We start from the raw sequence: 16747 nt of genomic DNA, 5'->3' as shown, positions 1-16747 counted from the left end.
CGTTTTATTTATCCATAATTAATCACTAATTTTGCCCGATGCAAAAAATTAAAAATTTAGCGTATTTATTTGTACTTAGTTTACTACTGTTTTCTTGTGGTGAATATCAAAAAGTATTAAATAAAGGTACAGCAGAAGAGCAGTATAAGATGGCTGTAAAATTGTACGAAAGCCAGAAATACAGTAAGGCTTTACGTTTATTCGAAAAAGTTACACCAACTTATAGAGGCAAACCTCAAATGGAGCGTATACAATTTATGATTGCGCAATCTAATTTTAATGTAAAAAATTACACTCAAGCAGGTTATTATTTTGATCGTTTTACAAAAAATTACCCTAAGAGTTCTAAGAAAGAGGAGGCTGCATTTTTATCTGCATACAGTTATAAATTGGCTTCACCAAGGTTTAGTATCGATCCTACGGATACTAATAAAGCATTAGAATCTTTTCAAAGTTTTATAAATACGTACCCAGATTCTGATAAAATTGAAGAAGCAAACAAATATTATTCTGAGCTTAGAACTAAGTTAGAAAGAAAATATTTTGAAATTGCGAAAACCTATTATAGAACTGCAGATTACGATTTAAGAAATTACAAAGCATCTATACAAGCATTTGATAATTTACTAGAAGACTTTTTAGGTACAAAATTTAAAGAAGAGGCTTTATATTATAGATTAAAAGCGGCGCATGATTTTGTTTTAAAAAGTACAGATAGAAGAAAGCCAGAAAGAATAGAGGCGGCAATGAAAGCTTATCAGAGATTAAAAAAGAGTTTTCCAAAATCTAAATTTATGGAAGATTCTGATAAAATGGTAGCTACATTAGAAACAGAAAAAATTAGAGTTGAAGCTTTAATTGCAAAGCAAAAGGAAATACTGAATACACAAAAGAAATAATTATTTAAGATGGATTATAAAGATACAAAAGCACCGTTAAGTACTATTACTTACGATAAAAATGAAATTGAAGCGCCTACAGAAAATATTTATGAGGCAATATCTATCATAGCAAAAAGAGCTAATCAAATTAATTCTGATTTAAAAAGAGAATTAGTAGATAAATTAGATGAGTTTGCTACTTATAACGATTCTCTAGAAGAAGTTTTCGAAAACAAAGAACAAATAGAAGTTTCTAAGTTTTATGAAAGATTACCAAAACCAACAGCTATGGCAGTTGAAGAATGGTTAAACGAAAAAGTATACCATAGAAATCCAGAAACAGAGTAATGTCTGTTTTAAAAGATAAGAAAGTTCTTTTAGGTATAACTGCAGGTATAGCAGCATATAAAACGGCTAGTTTAGTTCGTTTATTTATAAAATTAGGCGCAGAAGTTAAAGTTATTATGACTCCTGCGTCTAAAGATTTTATAACACCTTTAACTCTTTCTACACTTTCTAAAAACCCTGTTCATTCTACTTTTTATTCTAAAGAAGATGAAAATGAATTATGGAATAATCATGTAGATTTAGGTTTGTGGGCAGATTATATGTTAATTGCGCCTGCCACAGCAAATACATTGTCTAAAATGACAAACGGTACTTGCGATAATCTTTTACTTGCTACTTATTTATCTGCTAAATGTCCGGTTTATTTTGCACCAGCAATGGATTTGGATATGTACAAGCATCCATCAACCAAAGAAAGTTTAGATAAACTTCAAAGTTTTGGTAATATTTTAATTCCTGCTACTTCTGGCGAATTGGCTAGTGGTTTGGTAGGAGAAGGACGAATGGCAGAACCAGAAGATATTGTATCATTTATAGAAAACGATATTTTATCGAATTTACCATTAAAGGGTAAAAAAATATTACTTACAGCTGGTCCAACCTATGAAGCAATAGATCCGGTACGTTTTATTGGAAATCATTCTTCGGGTAAAATGGGATTTGCAATAGCAAAAGCGGCTGCAGATTTAGGTGCAGAAGTTTATTTAATTTCAGGTCCAAGTCATCAAAAAATTTCTCATTCTTTAGTAAAACGAATAGATGTTGTTTCTGCGGATGACATGTATAATGCGGCACATACTTACTTTTCAGATGTCGATATTGCTATATTATCTGCGGCGGTTGCAGATTATAAGCCAAAAAATACTGCCAATCAGAAAATAAAAAAGAAAGATGCTACGTTAGACATTCAGTTGTCTCCTACAAAAGATATTTTAGCTTCTTTAGGTGCAATTAAAAAACAGCAATTTTTAGTTGGTTTCGCATTAGAAACTAATAACGAACTAGAAAATGCAAAAGGCAAATTAAAAAGAAAGAATTTAGATGCAATTGTATTAAATTCTTTGCAAGATAAAGGTGCAGGTTTTGCAACAGATACTAATAAAGTAACGATAATTGATAAAGATTTAAATGAAAAATCATTTCAATTAAAGTCTAAAGTAGAAGTAGCAAAAGATATTATGAATGAAATAGTAGCTAGAATTCTTAAATAAGGTTCTAATAGTATTACAAATTGTTGCTTTCTTTTAATAAAAAATCTAAATTTGAGTATGCGCAAAATAACATCACTACTTTTTATATTTTTTACTGTAATAACTTTTACTGCACAAGAATTAAATTGTTTGGTAACCGTTAATTCAGATCAAATTGCGGGTTCTAACAAGCAAGTATTTACTACTTTACAAAGGGCTTTAAGTGAGTACATCAATCAAACAAAATGGACAGATAGAACTGTAAAACCAGAAGAACGTATCGATTGTGCCATGACAATTATTATCACTTCTAGAGATAATAATAATTTTACAGCCACATTACAAGTACAATCATCTAGACCCGTTTTTAATTCTAGTTATCCTTCACCTGTATTAAATATTAAAGACAACGAATTCAATTTTAAATACAACGAGTTTGATCCTTTAATTTATAATAAAAATGCTTTTGATAGTAATTTAATTTCTACCATTGTATTTTATGCAAATATAATTATTGGTGTAGATGCAGATACATTTGGCAAGTTTGCTGGTGATAAAGAATTAAAAGAAGCGCAAAATGTAATGCTACAAGCGCAACAAAGTGGTTTATCGTCATGGCAAAATGTTGTTGGTCAACAAAATAGATATTTATTAATAGATAATTTAATATCGCCTAAATTAAAAGCTTACAGAAATATACTTTACAATTATCATAGAAACGGACTTGATAATCTTGTAGGTGCAAAAGCTTCTGCACAACAAAGTATAGAAGATAGTGTAATTGCGTTAGAAAGTATTTACAACAAAACAGTTGGTAATTATTTAATTAGATTGTTTTTTGATGCGAAAGCAGATGAAATTGTAAATCTATATTCAGAAGATACCAAAACAAGAAATAAACAACGTCTTATACAAACTGTTCGAAAAATTTCTACCAATAATAATTCTAAGTGGAGAAAGCTAGATTAAAAATTATATATCTATTTTAAAATAAAACTAGTTTCAACCTCTAATATTACAGCAAGTTTTAAGAGCACATCAATTTTAAGACTTGTTTTGCCATTTTCTAATTTATGGTAAGCAACTTGTCCTATTCCTAATCTATCACCTACATATTCTTGTGAATATTCTTTTTTATTTCTTAAAAGTTTAATTTTACTAATGATACCTTTTACCTTTTTTTCAATATCTGATTCTAATCCCATTTTAATTTGTTATTTCTTTAACACTAATCTTTTTTTTCAAAAATAATATTATTTTTTAGATTTTACAATCCCTGAATTCAGTGATTCTTAAAAGTAATAATTTATAACTTTTTAAATATTGACATGATATTATTTCTTATTTATCTTTGTTGTATAAAATTGCAATTTTAGGTTTCTGCTATAAGAAGCGATATAAATATTATAGTTATAAGATGTTAATTAAATGGATACTTTTAAAAATTCTAGGTATTTATTTCTAAAAAAATGAAAAAAATATTAATTAAGTTATACTTATTGTCTTTGACAATAATTTTATTTTCTTGTTCTAATGAAGACGCAGTTGACAATTCAAAAATATTGACAAAAGTTGTTGATGTCGAATTCAAATTAAATGGTGAATATAAGTCTAAGGTTAATACTACTTTGGTTGGGCAAATAGAATTTACAATGAATGATGAAGAGGAAGATTATTTAGATTTTACTTTTTCAGATAATATTTTAAAACAATTACCAATAACAGAAAAAGAATTCTATCAAAAAATTGAGGATAATATTACTCTAAATATTGATGGATCTTATAAATCTAAATCGGGTAAATTTTTATCTGATATATCTGATTGTAAAGATAAATGTCAAGAAGATTTTACCAATGAAGATGGTTCAAAAATTAAAGGTAGGGGATGGTGTAAAGCCGGATGTTATGTAGACGAAGTAATTCGAGTTGCTGTAATCTTAGTGCCGATAATTTTAGCTGCCCAATAATAATTTATATTCTAAAAGAGGTAATATTTAAAAATTACCTCTTTTCCTATTGTTAAAAGTTTATGTTAAAAAAAATAATTATTTTATTAATTCTAGTGAGCTTTATAAGCTGTGGTAAAACTATTCTTTCTCTCATTACTCCCAAAGATGTAGAAAATAGTTTAAGAGTAATGAATAGAGGTAATGATACTATTATTTATTTACCGATGGTTCATGTTGCTAAACCATCATATTTTACACAAGTTAAATCTGTTATAGATTCCTTAAAAAAGGAAAATTACACTGTGTTTTATGAATCTATAACATTACAAGATAATTATTTAACTAATGATTTAGACTCAGCTACTCAAAAAGAATTATTCTACAAATTACGAAAGTTTAGAAAAATGTTGGGTAGATTTCAGATAAATGATTTAACAGACGATAATAATAAATCGTTACCAAATTACTACAAAAACAGTAGTTTTATATCTCAAACAAACTCATTAATTGGTTTAGATTCATTAGACATAAATGCAGATGTTTCAATGACTGAATTAATAAATGCTCAAGAAAATATTTATGGAGAAATTATTTTGAGTGATTGTGATATGAAAACAAAATTTAACGAAAAATATAAGTGTAAAAAAGTAAATAGCTTTTATAGTATTAACTCTTTTAGGGATAGCGTAGCAATAAAAAAAGTATTAAGCGCTAAGAAGTCAAAATCGTTATTAATTTATGGTAAAGGACATTGGTATGGTATATGGCCTTACCTTAGAAAAGAAGGTTTTAAAGAACTTGAATAATTATCTTAAAATTTTTAAGGTATAGTTAATTTTCACTAATTTTATCTTTTAAAATCTAGAGAATTTGCTATCACAATTATCCATAAATAACTACGCGTTAATCAATCAATTAAGTATCGATTTTTCTTCGGGTTTGTCTATAATTACAGGAGAAACTGGTGCAGGTAAATCTATTTTATTAGGTGCTTTGGGCTTAGTTTTAGGTAACAGAGCAGATCTGTCATCTTTAAAAGACACTTCAAAAAAGTGTATTGTAGAAGCCAAAGTTGCTATTTCTAACTACAACTTGCAAGATTTTTTCGAAGAAGTAGATTTAGACTACGAAGCAGAAACGATAATTAGAAGAGAAATTTTACCTTCTGGTAAATCTAGAGCTTTTATAAACGATACGCCTGTAACTTTATCGGTTTTAAATGAATTAAGAGTAAAACTAATCGATGTACATTCGCAACATCAAACAATGCAATTGTCTGATACTAATTTTCAGTTTTCGATATTAGATGCTTTGGCAAAAAACGCACCGAGAATAGCATCTTATAAAAGAGGTTTTGCACAATTAAGTAAACTAAAAAGAGAGCTTCTAAAATTAGAAGAAAAACAACAAGAAGCAAATAAACAGTACGATTACAATTTGCATTTGTTTAAAGAGTTAGAAGACGCTAAGATAAAGGTTGATGAGCAAGAAGTTTTAGAAGAAAAACTAGAAAAGCTTAACAATATAGAAGAGATTAAAGACAATTTAGCAGAAGCCTTAGAACTAACAATAAACGAAGAAATTGGTATCCAAAACTTGCTAAATACCTTAGACAATCGTTTGTCTAAAATAGCGTTGTTTTCTAAAGAATATCAAGAATTATCTGCAAGAATTACATCAGTAAAAATAGAAATTGACGATGTGGTTTCAGAATTAGAAGACGCAAACGAAAATGTAGAATTTAATCCAAATGAAGCAGAAGAAATTAATGATAGGTTGCAACTGTTGTACAACTTACAGAAAAAACATTTGGTAAACTCTAATAAAGAGTTGTTAGCGGTTTTCGAAGAAATTTCAGAAAAAGTAGTTGCAGTAGAATCTGCAGACGAGTTTATAAATAAGAAACAAAAAGAGATAGATTCTGTATCAGAAAAATTAGACAAAGTAGCAGGTTTAATTACAAAAGCAAGAACAGCATCAATACCAAAACTAAATAAACAATTAGAAGTTTTATTGGCAGATTTAGGTATGGAAAACGCTCGTTTTTCAATAAAAATAAAGCCAACTAAAAATTATTTTACAAACGGAAAAGACGAACTTGAATTTTTATTCTCAGCAAATAAAGGCGGTAACTTTGGCGAACTTAAAAAAGTAGCCTCCGGTGGTGAGTTATCTAGAATTATGCTGTCTGTAAAAACAATTTTATCAGAAAATACACAATTACCAACTATTATTTTTGATGAAATAGATACCGGAGTTTCAGGAGAAGTTTCTAATAAAATTGCTGCAATAATGCAGCAAATGAGCAAGAATATGCAAGTAATTGCAATTACACATTTACCACAAATTGCAGCAAAAGGTAACAGTCATTATAAAGTATATAAAGCAGAAGTTAATGGTGTTACAACTACAAATTTAAAACAATTAACAGCCGAAGAGCGTGTTAAAGAAATTGCAGAAATGTTAAGTGGTAAAGATATTTCAAAATCGGCATTAATTCATGCAAAAGAATTACTAAATTAAAAAAGCATTAAATTTTTATACATATGTACAATTTACTAAAAGGGAAAAAAGGTATTATTTTTGGAGCTTTAAACGAACATTCAATTGCCTGGAAAGTTGCAGAAAGAGCGCATGAAGAAGGTGCAGAGTTTGTCTTAACAAACGCACCAATTGCAATGCGAATGGGAGAATTAGACGCTTTAGCAGAAAAAACTGGTTCCCAAATTATACCGGCAGACGCTACTTCTATGGACGATTTAGAAAATCTCGTAGAAAAATCTATGGAGATTTTAGGCGGAAAAATAGATTTCGTTTTGCACTCAATTGGTATGTCTGTAAACGTTAGAAAAGGCAAGCATTACACAGATCCAAAGTACGATTTCACTACAAAAGGATGGGATGTTTCTGCACTTTCTTTTCATAAAACAATGAATGTTTTGTACAACAAAAACGCCATGAACCAATGGGGTAGTATAGTTGCCCTGACGTACATGGCTGCACAAAGAGTGTTTCCAGATTACAACGATATGGCAGACAATAAAGCCTATTTAGAGTCTATTGCGCGTAGTTTTGGGTATTTCTTTGGTAGAGATCACAAAGTTAGAGTAAACACAATTTCGCAATCGCCAACGCCAACAACTGCTGGTAGCGGAGTAAAAGGTTTTGATGGTTTTATAAAATACGCAGACGAAATGTCGCCGTTAGGTAACGCAACTGCTCTAGAATGTGCAGATTATACAATTTCTCTGTTTTCAGACTTAACCAAAAAAGTAACTTTGCAAAACCTGTTTCACGACGGTGGTTTCTCTAACATGGGTGTAAGCGATGCGGTTATGAGTAAATTCGAGTAATTTTTTTAGAAGCTATTTCCTGCTTTCGCTACTCGCTTTTTTCGTGCCTCAAAAGAGCTCAAACATACCGCTCAATCAGGGCTAGAATTTTTTGCTAGCAATTAGAAATATAAAAAAAAATAAGCATATTTAAAAGCTGAAAATTTTTAGAAATAAGAACTTTCAGCTTTTTTAATTTTTCTACATTTACAAAAACATACATTTCAATAATATCATGAATCTTAATTTTTCTATCATTGTTCCCGTTTATAATCGTCCTAAAGAAGTAGACGAATTATTAGAAAGTCTCACCAAACAAGATTTTTCTAACAATTTCGAAATTTTAATTATCGAAGACGGTTCAACAGAAAAAAGCGAACAAATTGTAGAAAAATATACCAATCAGTTAGATTTAAAATATTATTTTAAAGAAAATAGTGGTGCAGGAGCAAGTAGAAATTTCGGAATGCAAAAAGCAACCGGAAACTATTTTATAATTCTAGATTCTGATGTAATTGTACCTAAAAGTTATTTAACAGCTGTAAAAAAAGCCTTAGAAAGTAATTTTACAGACGCATTTGGCGGACCCGATGCAGCGCATGAAAGTTTTACAGATGTACAAAAAGCCATTAATTATTCGATGACGTCTGTTTTAACAACTGGCGGAATTAGAGGAAAGAAAAAAAGTGTAGGTAAATTTCAGCCCAGAAGTTTTAATCTTGGTTTGTCTAAAAAAGCCTTTGAAATAACACAAGGTTTTTCTAAAATGAAAAATGGCGAAGACATCGATTTAACTTTTAGACTGTGGGATAATGGTTTTGAAACTCAACTAATAGAAAATGCCTTTGTATATCATAAACGTAGAAGCACTATTAGTCAATTTTTTAACCAAACCTTTGGTTTTGGTACAGCAAGACCTATTTTAAATAAAAAGTATCCAAAAACTGCTAAAATTACCTATTGGTTTCCTAGTGTTTTTATAATAGGTTTAGATGTAAGTATTATTGCTATATTTTTTGGTTACCCACAACTATTATACTTTTACAGCCTTTATTTAGGTATACTATTTTTAGATTCTTTGTTTCAAAGCAAAAGTATAAAAGTTGCATTTTTAAGTATTGTAACTTCTTTTACCCAATTTTATGGTTACGGTTCTGGGTTTTTAAAATCTAAATTTCTTTAAGAGATTTCGCTAGTGTTTTTGTGTTATAGAAATAAGCTAATTTTATACACTCTCTTTTCGGATTATAACTGTCTCTTAATTTAATAAGTTTTTTTGATCAAGCGATTAAACTGCTATTTCTTGTATATGTGGTTGTGAGTTGTGCTTTTTAAATTAATAATTTTTTACTTTATGATGTCAATTATTAACGTATTAAAAGCTATTAGTCAAGAATTAACTCGTTATCCACCATTTTTGTGTTTTATAAGTTAGTAAGTATTTCTGAAATTTTTCAGAATCAAAGAGATAGTAGAAAAACGTCTTAGGTTATTGTGTACGTTTTTACATGTTTAGAAAAAAAACACTCACTTTCAGAAAAATTCACTCATAATTAATTGCATAAATAGTAAGTTTGTCAATAGATAGTTATGCGGTATTATTTTAAATACATATTTATGTTTTGTTGGGTCTCTTTTTTGACGGCTCAAAATCCAGTTTCTGTTAACATGTCTAAAATCTCAAATCTTCCAGATGTTGAGTTTTATGATATTGCAGAAGATAACCAAAAATACATATGGCTTGCTGCAAATAAAGGTTTATTCCGTTACAACGGAAAAAACTACAAACACTTTAGTAGTCCTCAACAAAGAGGAAATTCTCTTTTTCAGTTAAAGTTTGATAGTAAAAACCGACTTTGGTGTAACAATATTTACGGACAGCTCTTTTATGTTGAAAACAATAGTTTAAAGTTATTTTATGACGCTAGTAAATTAGTAAAAGGACAATTAGCAAATTTTGAAATATTAGAAAATAGTATACGTTTATTTACTGTTATTGGCATTTTTGATATTGATAAAAAAACAAAGCAAGTTACCAAACTATTTAAAGGTATGTGTATTACTAATGCTAAAGATAAAAGAAGTAACTATACGTTTATAATCAATTTTGAAGGTGATTTAGTGCGTAATCGATTATACAAATTTGATAATAATACAAAAATAAAAATATTAGAAATTACAAGTAGTAATCGTATACAATCACCAAGAATTTTTGCTTTTGAAAACACTATTTTTTTCACACATAAAAGTTCTAATGAAAATGTCATTTATAGAATAGATAAAATAAATAATACGTCAAAAAAGGTATTAACGCCTACAAGATTAAAAAATGAAACCATTTATAATGTAGTAAATATCGAAAACAACTATTGGTTTTTAACAAGTTCTGGTGTGTTTATTTATAGTTTTGAAAATAAAGTGTTTACTTTTAAAGAACAACTTTTTAAAACAGAATCTATTACCGATGTTCAAGTAGACTTTAATAACAACTATTGGTTTACAACTTTAGATAATGGTGTGTTTGTGTCGCCAAACTTAAATATTCGTCATGTTGAATTATCAAGTATCGACTCTAAAATAACAACTTCTGTAGCGTTACAAAACAATCAATTTATTTTAGGAACCAATGATGGTAAATTACTGTTTTACAATCAAAATCAGTTAATAAAAACACTGCAATTGCCAGGAAAAAAAATCATCGGGAAACTTTTTTTTGATTCACAAAGCGAAAAACTAATAGTAAGCATTAATGCTTCAGAATCTTTTGTAGTTAATCTAAAAAATGATGAAATTTTAGATGCAAATAACCAGTTTTCAGTTGCAAAAGCATTTTCTAAAATTGATGATAATACTATGTTTTATGGTAATTATCGTCAAGGTATTGTTTATAAAAACCCGTTTAATCATCCTGAAAAACGAATTCTAAAAGAAAGTCGTGTAAAAGCTTCAGTGGTTTCTAATAATCACCTATTTGTATCGTACATCGACGGACTGTACAAATACAATACGCAAACATTTAATGCAGAAGAAATCACGTTCAATTCTAAAAGTTTACTGGTTAATACACTAGCTAAAACCAACGGAACAGTTTGGATTGCAACGCAACACAACGGATTATTAAAATACGAAAACAATACGCTAAAATCATCAGGAATAAAGTTTCCTAAAAATCATCAAATTAACGCTATTTATACCGATGGTTTAGTGTTATGGATTTCAACCGATGCTGGGTTGTTTCAATACAATACAAAAATAAATCAGCTTAAATCGTTAAGTGGACATGATGTTTTTAATACAGCTGTTAATGATTTTTTAATACTTCAAAATCAAATCATTGTAAGCTTACCTAAAGCATTTTATGTGCTACCAAAATCTGTTAAGTTGTTCAAAGCATTTAAAATAGCCAAGGTTAGGTTAGAAGCTGTTAAAATTAACGACCGCGATACATTAGTTGCAACAAAATATAAACTACCGTACAATTTAAATAAAATTGATATTTCGTTCAATTCAAACGGATTTCAATCTAATCAACAAGTAAACTACCAATATCGAGTTAAAGAACTAGATACAAGTTGGCAAAACATATCTTTAAACACACATTTTGTTACTTTTAATAGTTTGCCTAGTGGCACGTATACTTTTGAGTTAAAAGCTCAGAATGTAAGTGCAAAAAAAGCTGTTTTTGCAACACCTATAACGTTTATTATAGGTAAACCATTTTGGGAAATGTATTGGTTTTATGGTTTAGTAATAGTAATAATAATAGGTTTTATCTGGTTATATTTTACATGGCGACTACAACAAAAAGAAAGACAACGTATTGCTCAAATTGATAAAATTTTAATCGATAAAAAAATAACGAATTTAAAATTGGAGAATCTGCGATCTCAAATGAATCCGCACTTTATTTTTAATGCTTTAAATTCTATTCAAGATTATATCAATTCGAATGAAAAGGAATTGGCGAGCTCGTATTTAGTTAAGTTTAGTCGATTAATCCGCATGTACTTAGATTACAGTCAGCAAAACGAAATCACTTTAGAAGCAGAGTTTAACGCATTACAACTATACTTAGAGCTAGAAAAAATCCGTTTTGAAGATGAACTAGAATACAAGATTACTATTGATAATCAGTTAAAAACAAAACAGATTAACGTACCGTCTTTATTCATTCAGCCCTATGTTGAAAATGCTTTAAAACACGGATTGTTACATAAATCAAACGACCGAAAATTGTATATTAAAGCGAAAATAATTCAGCATAATAAATTGCAAATTACTGTTGAAGATAATGGAATTGGTCGAGTACAATCTGAAATATTAAAGAGACCAAACCAACAACACAAACCCTTTGCTACCAAAGCCAATGAAGAACGTGTGCACCTTTATAAAAATAAATTAAAACGTGACATAGCCATAACTACCAATGATTTGTATGACGAAAACGACGCAGCTGCAGGTACAAAAGTGGTTATTACGATGCCAATACATTAAAATATGAAAGCAATAATTATAGATGACGAAAAACGCGCTAGACACTTACTATCAAACTTATTAAACGAACATTGCCCAAGTATTACAAGTATTGAAGTGACGCATGATCTAGTATCTGGTGTAGAATTAATTAAAACTAGTAAACCAAATGTTGTTTTTTTAGATATTGAAATGCCAAATCAATCAGGATTAGATATTTTAGAATACTTCCCAAATCAAATTGATTTTAAAATTATTTTCGTTACAGCATACAATCAATACGCAATTGAAGCTTTCAAATTATCGGCAGTAGCTTATCTCTTAAAACCAGTTGATACTTTTGAGCTAAAAGAAGCGGTTACAAAAGCAGAAGAAGCTATAAAAGCTCACAATTTAAACGACCAATTAAACAATTTACGCAACTCGTTGAAGCAATTATCTATAGACAAGATTGCATTAGAAATACCTAAAGGCATCATGTTTGCGTCTCATAATGACATTGTTTATTTTGAAGCCGATGGCATGTACACCAACGTACAGCTTATAGATGGCAAACAAAAAATTATTTGCAAACCGCTAAAGCATTTTGTAAAGCAATTAGAACGTAATGCGATGTTTTTTAAATGTCATCGTTCGTATTTAATCAACTTAAAATATGTAGACGAACTGGTTAAAGACGATGGCGATTATTTGTTGATGACAAATAGAAAACGCATTCCTATTTCAAAATCTAAACGCGATCAGTTTCTAGAAGTTATTAAGGAAACGTTTTTGTAATTGTTTCAGAAAGAAATTCCAATCATTCAGAAAAAAGCCAATTAAAAACCCTAAATCATATCGTTGTTTTGTAGTTGATTAATCATAACAAAATCTTAACTACAATGAAAAAAACATTACTCTTATTTACAGCCTGCTTATGTTTTGGAATGTTTTCGGCTTATGCTCAAAACGTAAACATACCAGACGCTAATTTTAAAAACTATTTATTAGCAGATGTAGCAATAAATACAAATTCAGATTCTGAAATTTCTGTAGCAGAAGCTCAAGCATTTTCGGGTGAATTATTAATAAATGACTTATCAATCACAGATTTAACAGGTATAGAAGCTTTTGTAAATATTACTAGATTAGATTGTTATAGTAACAATTTAAAAGCTTTAGATGTAAGTAATAACACCGCATTAACACGTTTACACTGTTCTAATAATCAAATAGAAACCTTAGATATTAGTGCAAATACATTAATTACCGATATTCAATGCCATAACAATGGTGTTTTATATCAATTAAATATAGCTAATGGTAATAATAGTAACTTTAGCTATATGAAAGCCTATGGAAATAGTTTATCATGTATTCAAATAGATGCTGGTTTTACACCGCCTGCAGATGAAGGAATTTACAGTCAAGGTTGGACTAAAGGGAACTCAGCAATTTATGGTGTCGATTGTGTTGCGCTTAATCAAGAAGTAAACATTCCTGATGATAATTTTAAAAACTTTTTAGTAAGCGATAACAATATCAATTTAAATGGAGATGCTAAAATAACAATGGCAGAGGCACAAGCAACAACCGAGTTAATTATGGACGGTATTGGTATTTCAGACCTTACAGGTATTGAAGCTTTTACCAATTTAACGCGTTTAGATGCACCTAATAATAGCTTAATCACTATAGATGTTAGTAACAATTTATCTTTAAAACGTTTGCATGTTGGTTTCAATAACTTAAAAAGTTTAGACATCCGTTTAAATACAAATATTGATGAATTGTTTTGTCATGAAAATAGTGCATTGGAAACCTTGTTAATATCTAACGGAAATAATAGCAACTTCAGATACATGAAAGCGTATAGTAATGCAAGTTTAACATGTATTCAAGTTGATGCAGGCTTTTCACCACCAGCAAACAGCGGTCAGTACAAAGTAGGTTGGACTAAAGATAGTCAAACAAGTTATAGTGAAAATTGTATACCAGCAATTTATTATGTAGATGTAAATGCTACAGGAGCCAACGATGGTAGCTCATGGACAAATGCTTTTACAAGTGTAACAGATGCTTTAGCACTTACCAATTTAAATGATGCTGTTTGGGTAGCAAAAGGAACATATACTCTAGCGGATAAAAATTCACCAATAGCTATTAGTACAAACGGAGTAGATATTATTGGTGGTTTTGCAGGAACAGAAATGACCCTTGCAGATAGAGACTTAACAGCTATTCATACCACAAATGCAACTATTTTTACGGGAGATATTAATGGCGATGATATTGATGGAGATTTCTCATCCAACAAAACAGATAATGCAGAACGTTTGTTTGAATTAAGAACAAGTAACGTGACCTTTGATGGGATTATTTTTGAAAACATTTACGACACATCACAATCTGGTGGAGTAGAAGAAAACGGTGTCATATTTATACCAAATAATTTAAATACTAATAACTTAAAAATTAAAAACTCTGTATTCAGAAGTAATTATTCAAATGGATATTTACTAAAAATTAGAAAATTTAATCAAGGATTACTAATTGAAAATACTAAATTTATAAATAACACCATTGTAAATATGGGATTGGTTTACATACAGTCTGATAGTACAAACGGTTATATTTTTACACGTTGGGCAAATGTATTGGTAGCAGATAACGATATTAATCTTTCAGCATTAAATATTTACAGAGAAGATTGGAATAACGGAAGTACTTTAGATGTTGTAATTAATAATAGTACGTTTGTTAATAATGATTATAATGGTACTTATGGCAATTCTATTACGGCATCAGGTAATGGAAGTGTAAACCTAAGTGTTAATAATTCTATCTTTTGGCAGAATACTGTTAATGGTTCAGCAGCTACTAGAGACATTTCTAATGGTATGAATTCTACTTACGACGTGTTTATTAGAAATTCCATCGCAAATGTATCATCAGACGCCGGAACTAAAGGCACATTTTCTGCTACCAACGTCACCACTTTAGACCCGGCAACAGATAATTTAAATTTAGATACTGAATATAAGCCAACATCAGCTTCAAATTATGTTATTGATCAAGGAGATAATGTTTATTATGATGTAGCTTTATTTGGTGATTTAGATGTGGCTGGTAATGACAGAGTATTTAATTCTACTATTGATTTAGGTGCTTATGAGTACAGTTCTACGTTAAGTGTTGATGATGTTTTTTTAAGTACAAATTCAGTAAAATTATATCCTAATCCTGTAAATGATAAATTATTTATTAAGTCTACAGATCAAGTTGAAAGCCTTACTATTTACAACATTAGCGGACAACTAGTAAAACAAGTTAATACAATAGATAATGGTATAGAAGTATATAATTTAAGCACTGGCTTGTACATAATTCAAATAAAAACCAATAACAATACTATAAATAAGAAGTTCCTTAAGGACTAAATTGATGTTATATTAATTAAAAAAAGCGCTCACTTCGTGGGCGCTTTTTTTATTATTCTACTCAAAATAAGAAAAAGCTAACAACACTAAGTTTTAATTTCTGTTATATTTGGTAGAAATTTTAGAATCTATTTTAATGAAACGTAGAAATTTTATAAAAAAGGCATCTGTAACGGGTTTGGGTATTGCAACAGTTTCTTCATCTTTAGTAGCATGTAAAGAAACCATAAAAGAAGATGTAACTACTAATAAAGAAGAGAAAGTTGTTTTACCTGTTGTTGTGGCAACTTGGCGTTTTCACAATGCCACAAAAGCTGCTTGGGAAGTTTTAAAAAATGGCGGTACTGCAATTGATGCAATAGAACAAGGTTGTAGGGTAGAAGAGGCAGATGTAAACAACACAACGGTAGGAAAAGGTGGTACACCAGATAGAGACGGAAATGTAACTTTAGATGCCTGTATTATGAATAAAGATGGAAATTACGGAGCCGTAGTTTGTATGGAAAATATTGCGCATCCCATTTCTGTGGCGCGTAAAGTTATGGAAGATACGCCGCATGTGTTATTGGCAGGTAAAGGAGCAGAAGAGTTTGCGGTTTCTAAAGGTTTTGTTAGAGAAAATTTACTTACGGCTTCAAGAAAAAAAGCATGGGAGAAATGGAAAGAAAAATCAGAATATAAACCTATTATCAATATCGAAAATCATGATACGATTGGTATGTTGGCAATTGATAAAAATGGTGATATTTCTGGTGGTTGTACTACAAGTGGTTTGGCTTACAAAATGGCTGGTAGAGTAGGTGATTCTGCAGTAATTGGTTCTGGTTTATTTATAGACAATACCATTGGTGGCGCAACTGCAACAGGTATGGGAGAAGAAGTCTTAAAAACAGTTGGAAGTTTTTTAATTGTAGAATTGATGAGACAAGGTAGAACGCCACAAGAGGCTTGCGAAGAAGGTGTAAATAGAATTGTAGCTTCTAATCCGAATTATAAAAACTTTCAAGTTGGATATGTAGCTTTAAATAAAAAAGGAGAATTTGGTAGTTATTGCATTCATCCTGGTTTCGGAGTAAGTAAATATCAAGAAGATAAACAAACGTATGTAGCGTCTGGTTCTTATATTAAGAAAGCATAGTTTTCTTTTGATTTAAA

14 protein-coding genes are annotated in these 16747 nt (G+C 29.7%); 13 read left to right on the top strand and 1 reads right to left on the bottom strand.

The genetic code is table 11. From position 1 onward, the window contains the following. The first annotated feature begins 38 nt into the window (after positions 1 to 38). From ACYPV9_RS10785 to porD, 4 genes are read left to right on the top strand one after another with little or no spacing between them, the layout of a single operon-like run. Entirely contained in the window at positions 39 to 899 is an 861-nt protein-coding gene (locus tag ACYPV9_RS10785; RefSeq protein ID WP_299061523.1) for an outer membrane protein assembly factor BamD, read from the top strand. Between the two features lie 9 nt (positions 900 to 908). Then, positions 909 to 1229 (top strand): DNA-directed RNA polymerase subunit omega, encoded by a 321-nt coding sequence (locus ACYPV9_RS10780; RefSeq protein WP_299061522.1) that lies wholly within the window; start codon positions 909 to 911, stop codon positions 1227 to 1229. Beyond that, on the top strand, positions 1229 to 2440 hold the full coding sequence (coaBC, locus tag ACYPV9_RS10775; RefSeq protein ID WP_459743619.1) for a bifunctional phosphopantothenoylcysteine decarboxylase/phosphopantothenate--cysteine ligase CoaBC: 1212 nt from the start codon (positions 1229 to 1231) through the stop codon (positions 2438 to 2440). The genes ACYPV9_RS10780 and coaBC overlap by 1 nt, the downstream gene beginning before the upstream one ends. A 57-nt stretch (positions 2441 to 2497) precedes the next feature. Continuing rightward, complete coding sequence (gene porD, locus ACYPV9_RS10770; RefSeq protein ID WP_459743617.1) at positions 2498 to 3388, top strand: type IX secretion system protein PorD; 891 nt, start codon at positions 2498 to 2500, stop codon at positions 3386 to 3388. A gap of 11 nt (positions 3389 to 3399) precedes the next feature. Here porD and ACYPV9_RS10765 read toward each other — a convergent pair whose 3' ends face one another. Next, complete coding sequence (locus ACYPV9_RS10765; protein WP_299061517.1) at positions 3400 to 3624, bottom strand: helix-turn-helix domain-containing protein; 225 nt, start codon at positions 3622 to 3624, stop codon at positions 3400 to 3402. Positions 3625 to 3888: 264 nt separating this feature from the next. Here ACYPV9_RS10765 and ACYPV9_RS10760 point away from each other — a divergent pair, with 264 nt between their 5' ends. From ACYPV9_RS10760 to ACYPV9_RS10720, 9 genes are all read left to right on the top strand, one after another. Further along, positions 3889 to 4386, top strand: coding sequence for a hypothetical protein (locus ACYPV9_RS10760; protein WP_299061515.1), 498 nt, complete (start codon positions 3889 to 3891; stop codon positions 4384 to 4386). Positions 4387 to 4556: 170 nt separating this feature from the next. Next, positions 4557 to 5174: a hypothetical protein gene (locus tag ACYPV9_RS10755; RefSeq protein WP_459743614.1), complete on the top strand. Its 618-nt coding sequence runs from the start codon at positions 4557 to 4559 to the stop codon at positions 5172 to 5174. A 64-nt stretch (positions 5175 to 5238) separates the two neighbouring features. After that, positions 5239 to 6891 (top strand): DNA repair protein RecN, encoded by a 1653-nt coding sequence (gene recN, locus ACYPV9_RS10750; RefSeq protein ID WP_459743612.1) that lies wholly within the window; start codon positions 5239 to 5241, stop codon positions 6889 to 6891. Between the two features lie 23 nt (positions 6892 to 6914). Beyond that, the gene (locus ACYPV9_RS10745; protein ID WP_299061508.1) at positions 6915 to 7721 is read left to right on the top strand and encodes an enoyl-ACP reductase FabI; all 807 of its coding nucleotides are present in this window, start codon (positions 6915 to 6917) and stop codon (positions 7719 to 7721) included. A gap of 214 nt (positions 7722 to 7935) precedes the next feature. Further along, a complete protein-coding gene (locus ACYPV9_RS10740; RefSeq protein ID WP_459743610.1) occupies positions 7936 to 8883 on the top strand; it encodes a glycosyltransferase family 2 protein in 948 nt (315 codons plus the stop codon). Positions 8884 to 9368: 485 nt separating this feature from the next. Then, complete coding sequence (locus ACYPV9_RS10735; RefSeq protein ID WP_459743608.1) at positions 9369 to 12194, top strand: sensor histidine kinase; 2826 nt, start codon at positions 9369 to 9371, stop codon at positions 12192 to 12194. A 3-nt stretch (positions 12195 to 12197) separates the two neighbouring features. Then, the gene (locus ACYPV9_RS10730; RefSeq protein ID WP_299061500.1) at positions 12198 to 12950 is read left to right on the top strand and encodes a LytR/AlgR family response regulator transcription factor; all 753 of its coding nucleotides are present in this window, start codon (positions 12198 to 12200) and stop codon (positions 12948 to 12950) included. Positions 12951 to 13054: 104 nt separating this feature from the next. Beyond that, positions 13055 to 15592: a T9SS type A sorting domain-containing protein gene (locus ACYPV9_RS10725; RefSeq protein ID WP_459743606.1), complete on the top strand. Its 2538-nt coding sequence runs from the start codon at positions 13055 to 13057 to the stop codon at positions 15590 to 15592. 136 nt (positions 15593 to 15728) lie between these two features. After that, positions 15729 to 16730, top strand: coding sequence for a N(4)-(beta-N-acetylglucosaminyl)-L-asparaginase (locus ACYPV9_RS10720; RefSeq protein ID WP_299061494.1), 1002 nt, complete (start codon positions 15729 to 15731; stop codon positions 16728 to 16730). Positions 16731 to 16747 lie beyond the last annotated feature (17 nt).

This window comes from Polaribacter sp. OB-PA-B3, from assembly GCF_054589375.1.
The sequence above is the reverse complement of the archived record's forward strand: the minus strand, read 5'-3'. Positions and strand labels throughout refer to the sequence as shown.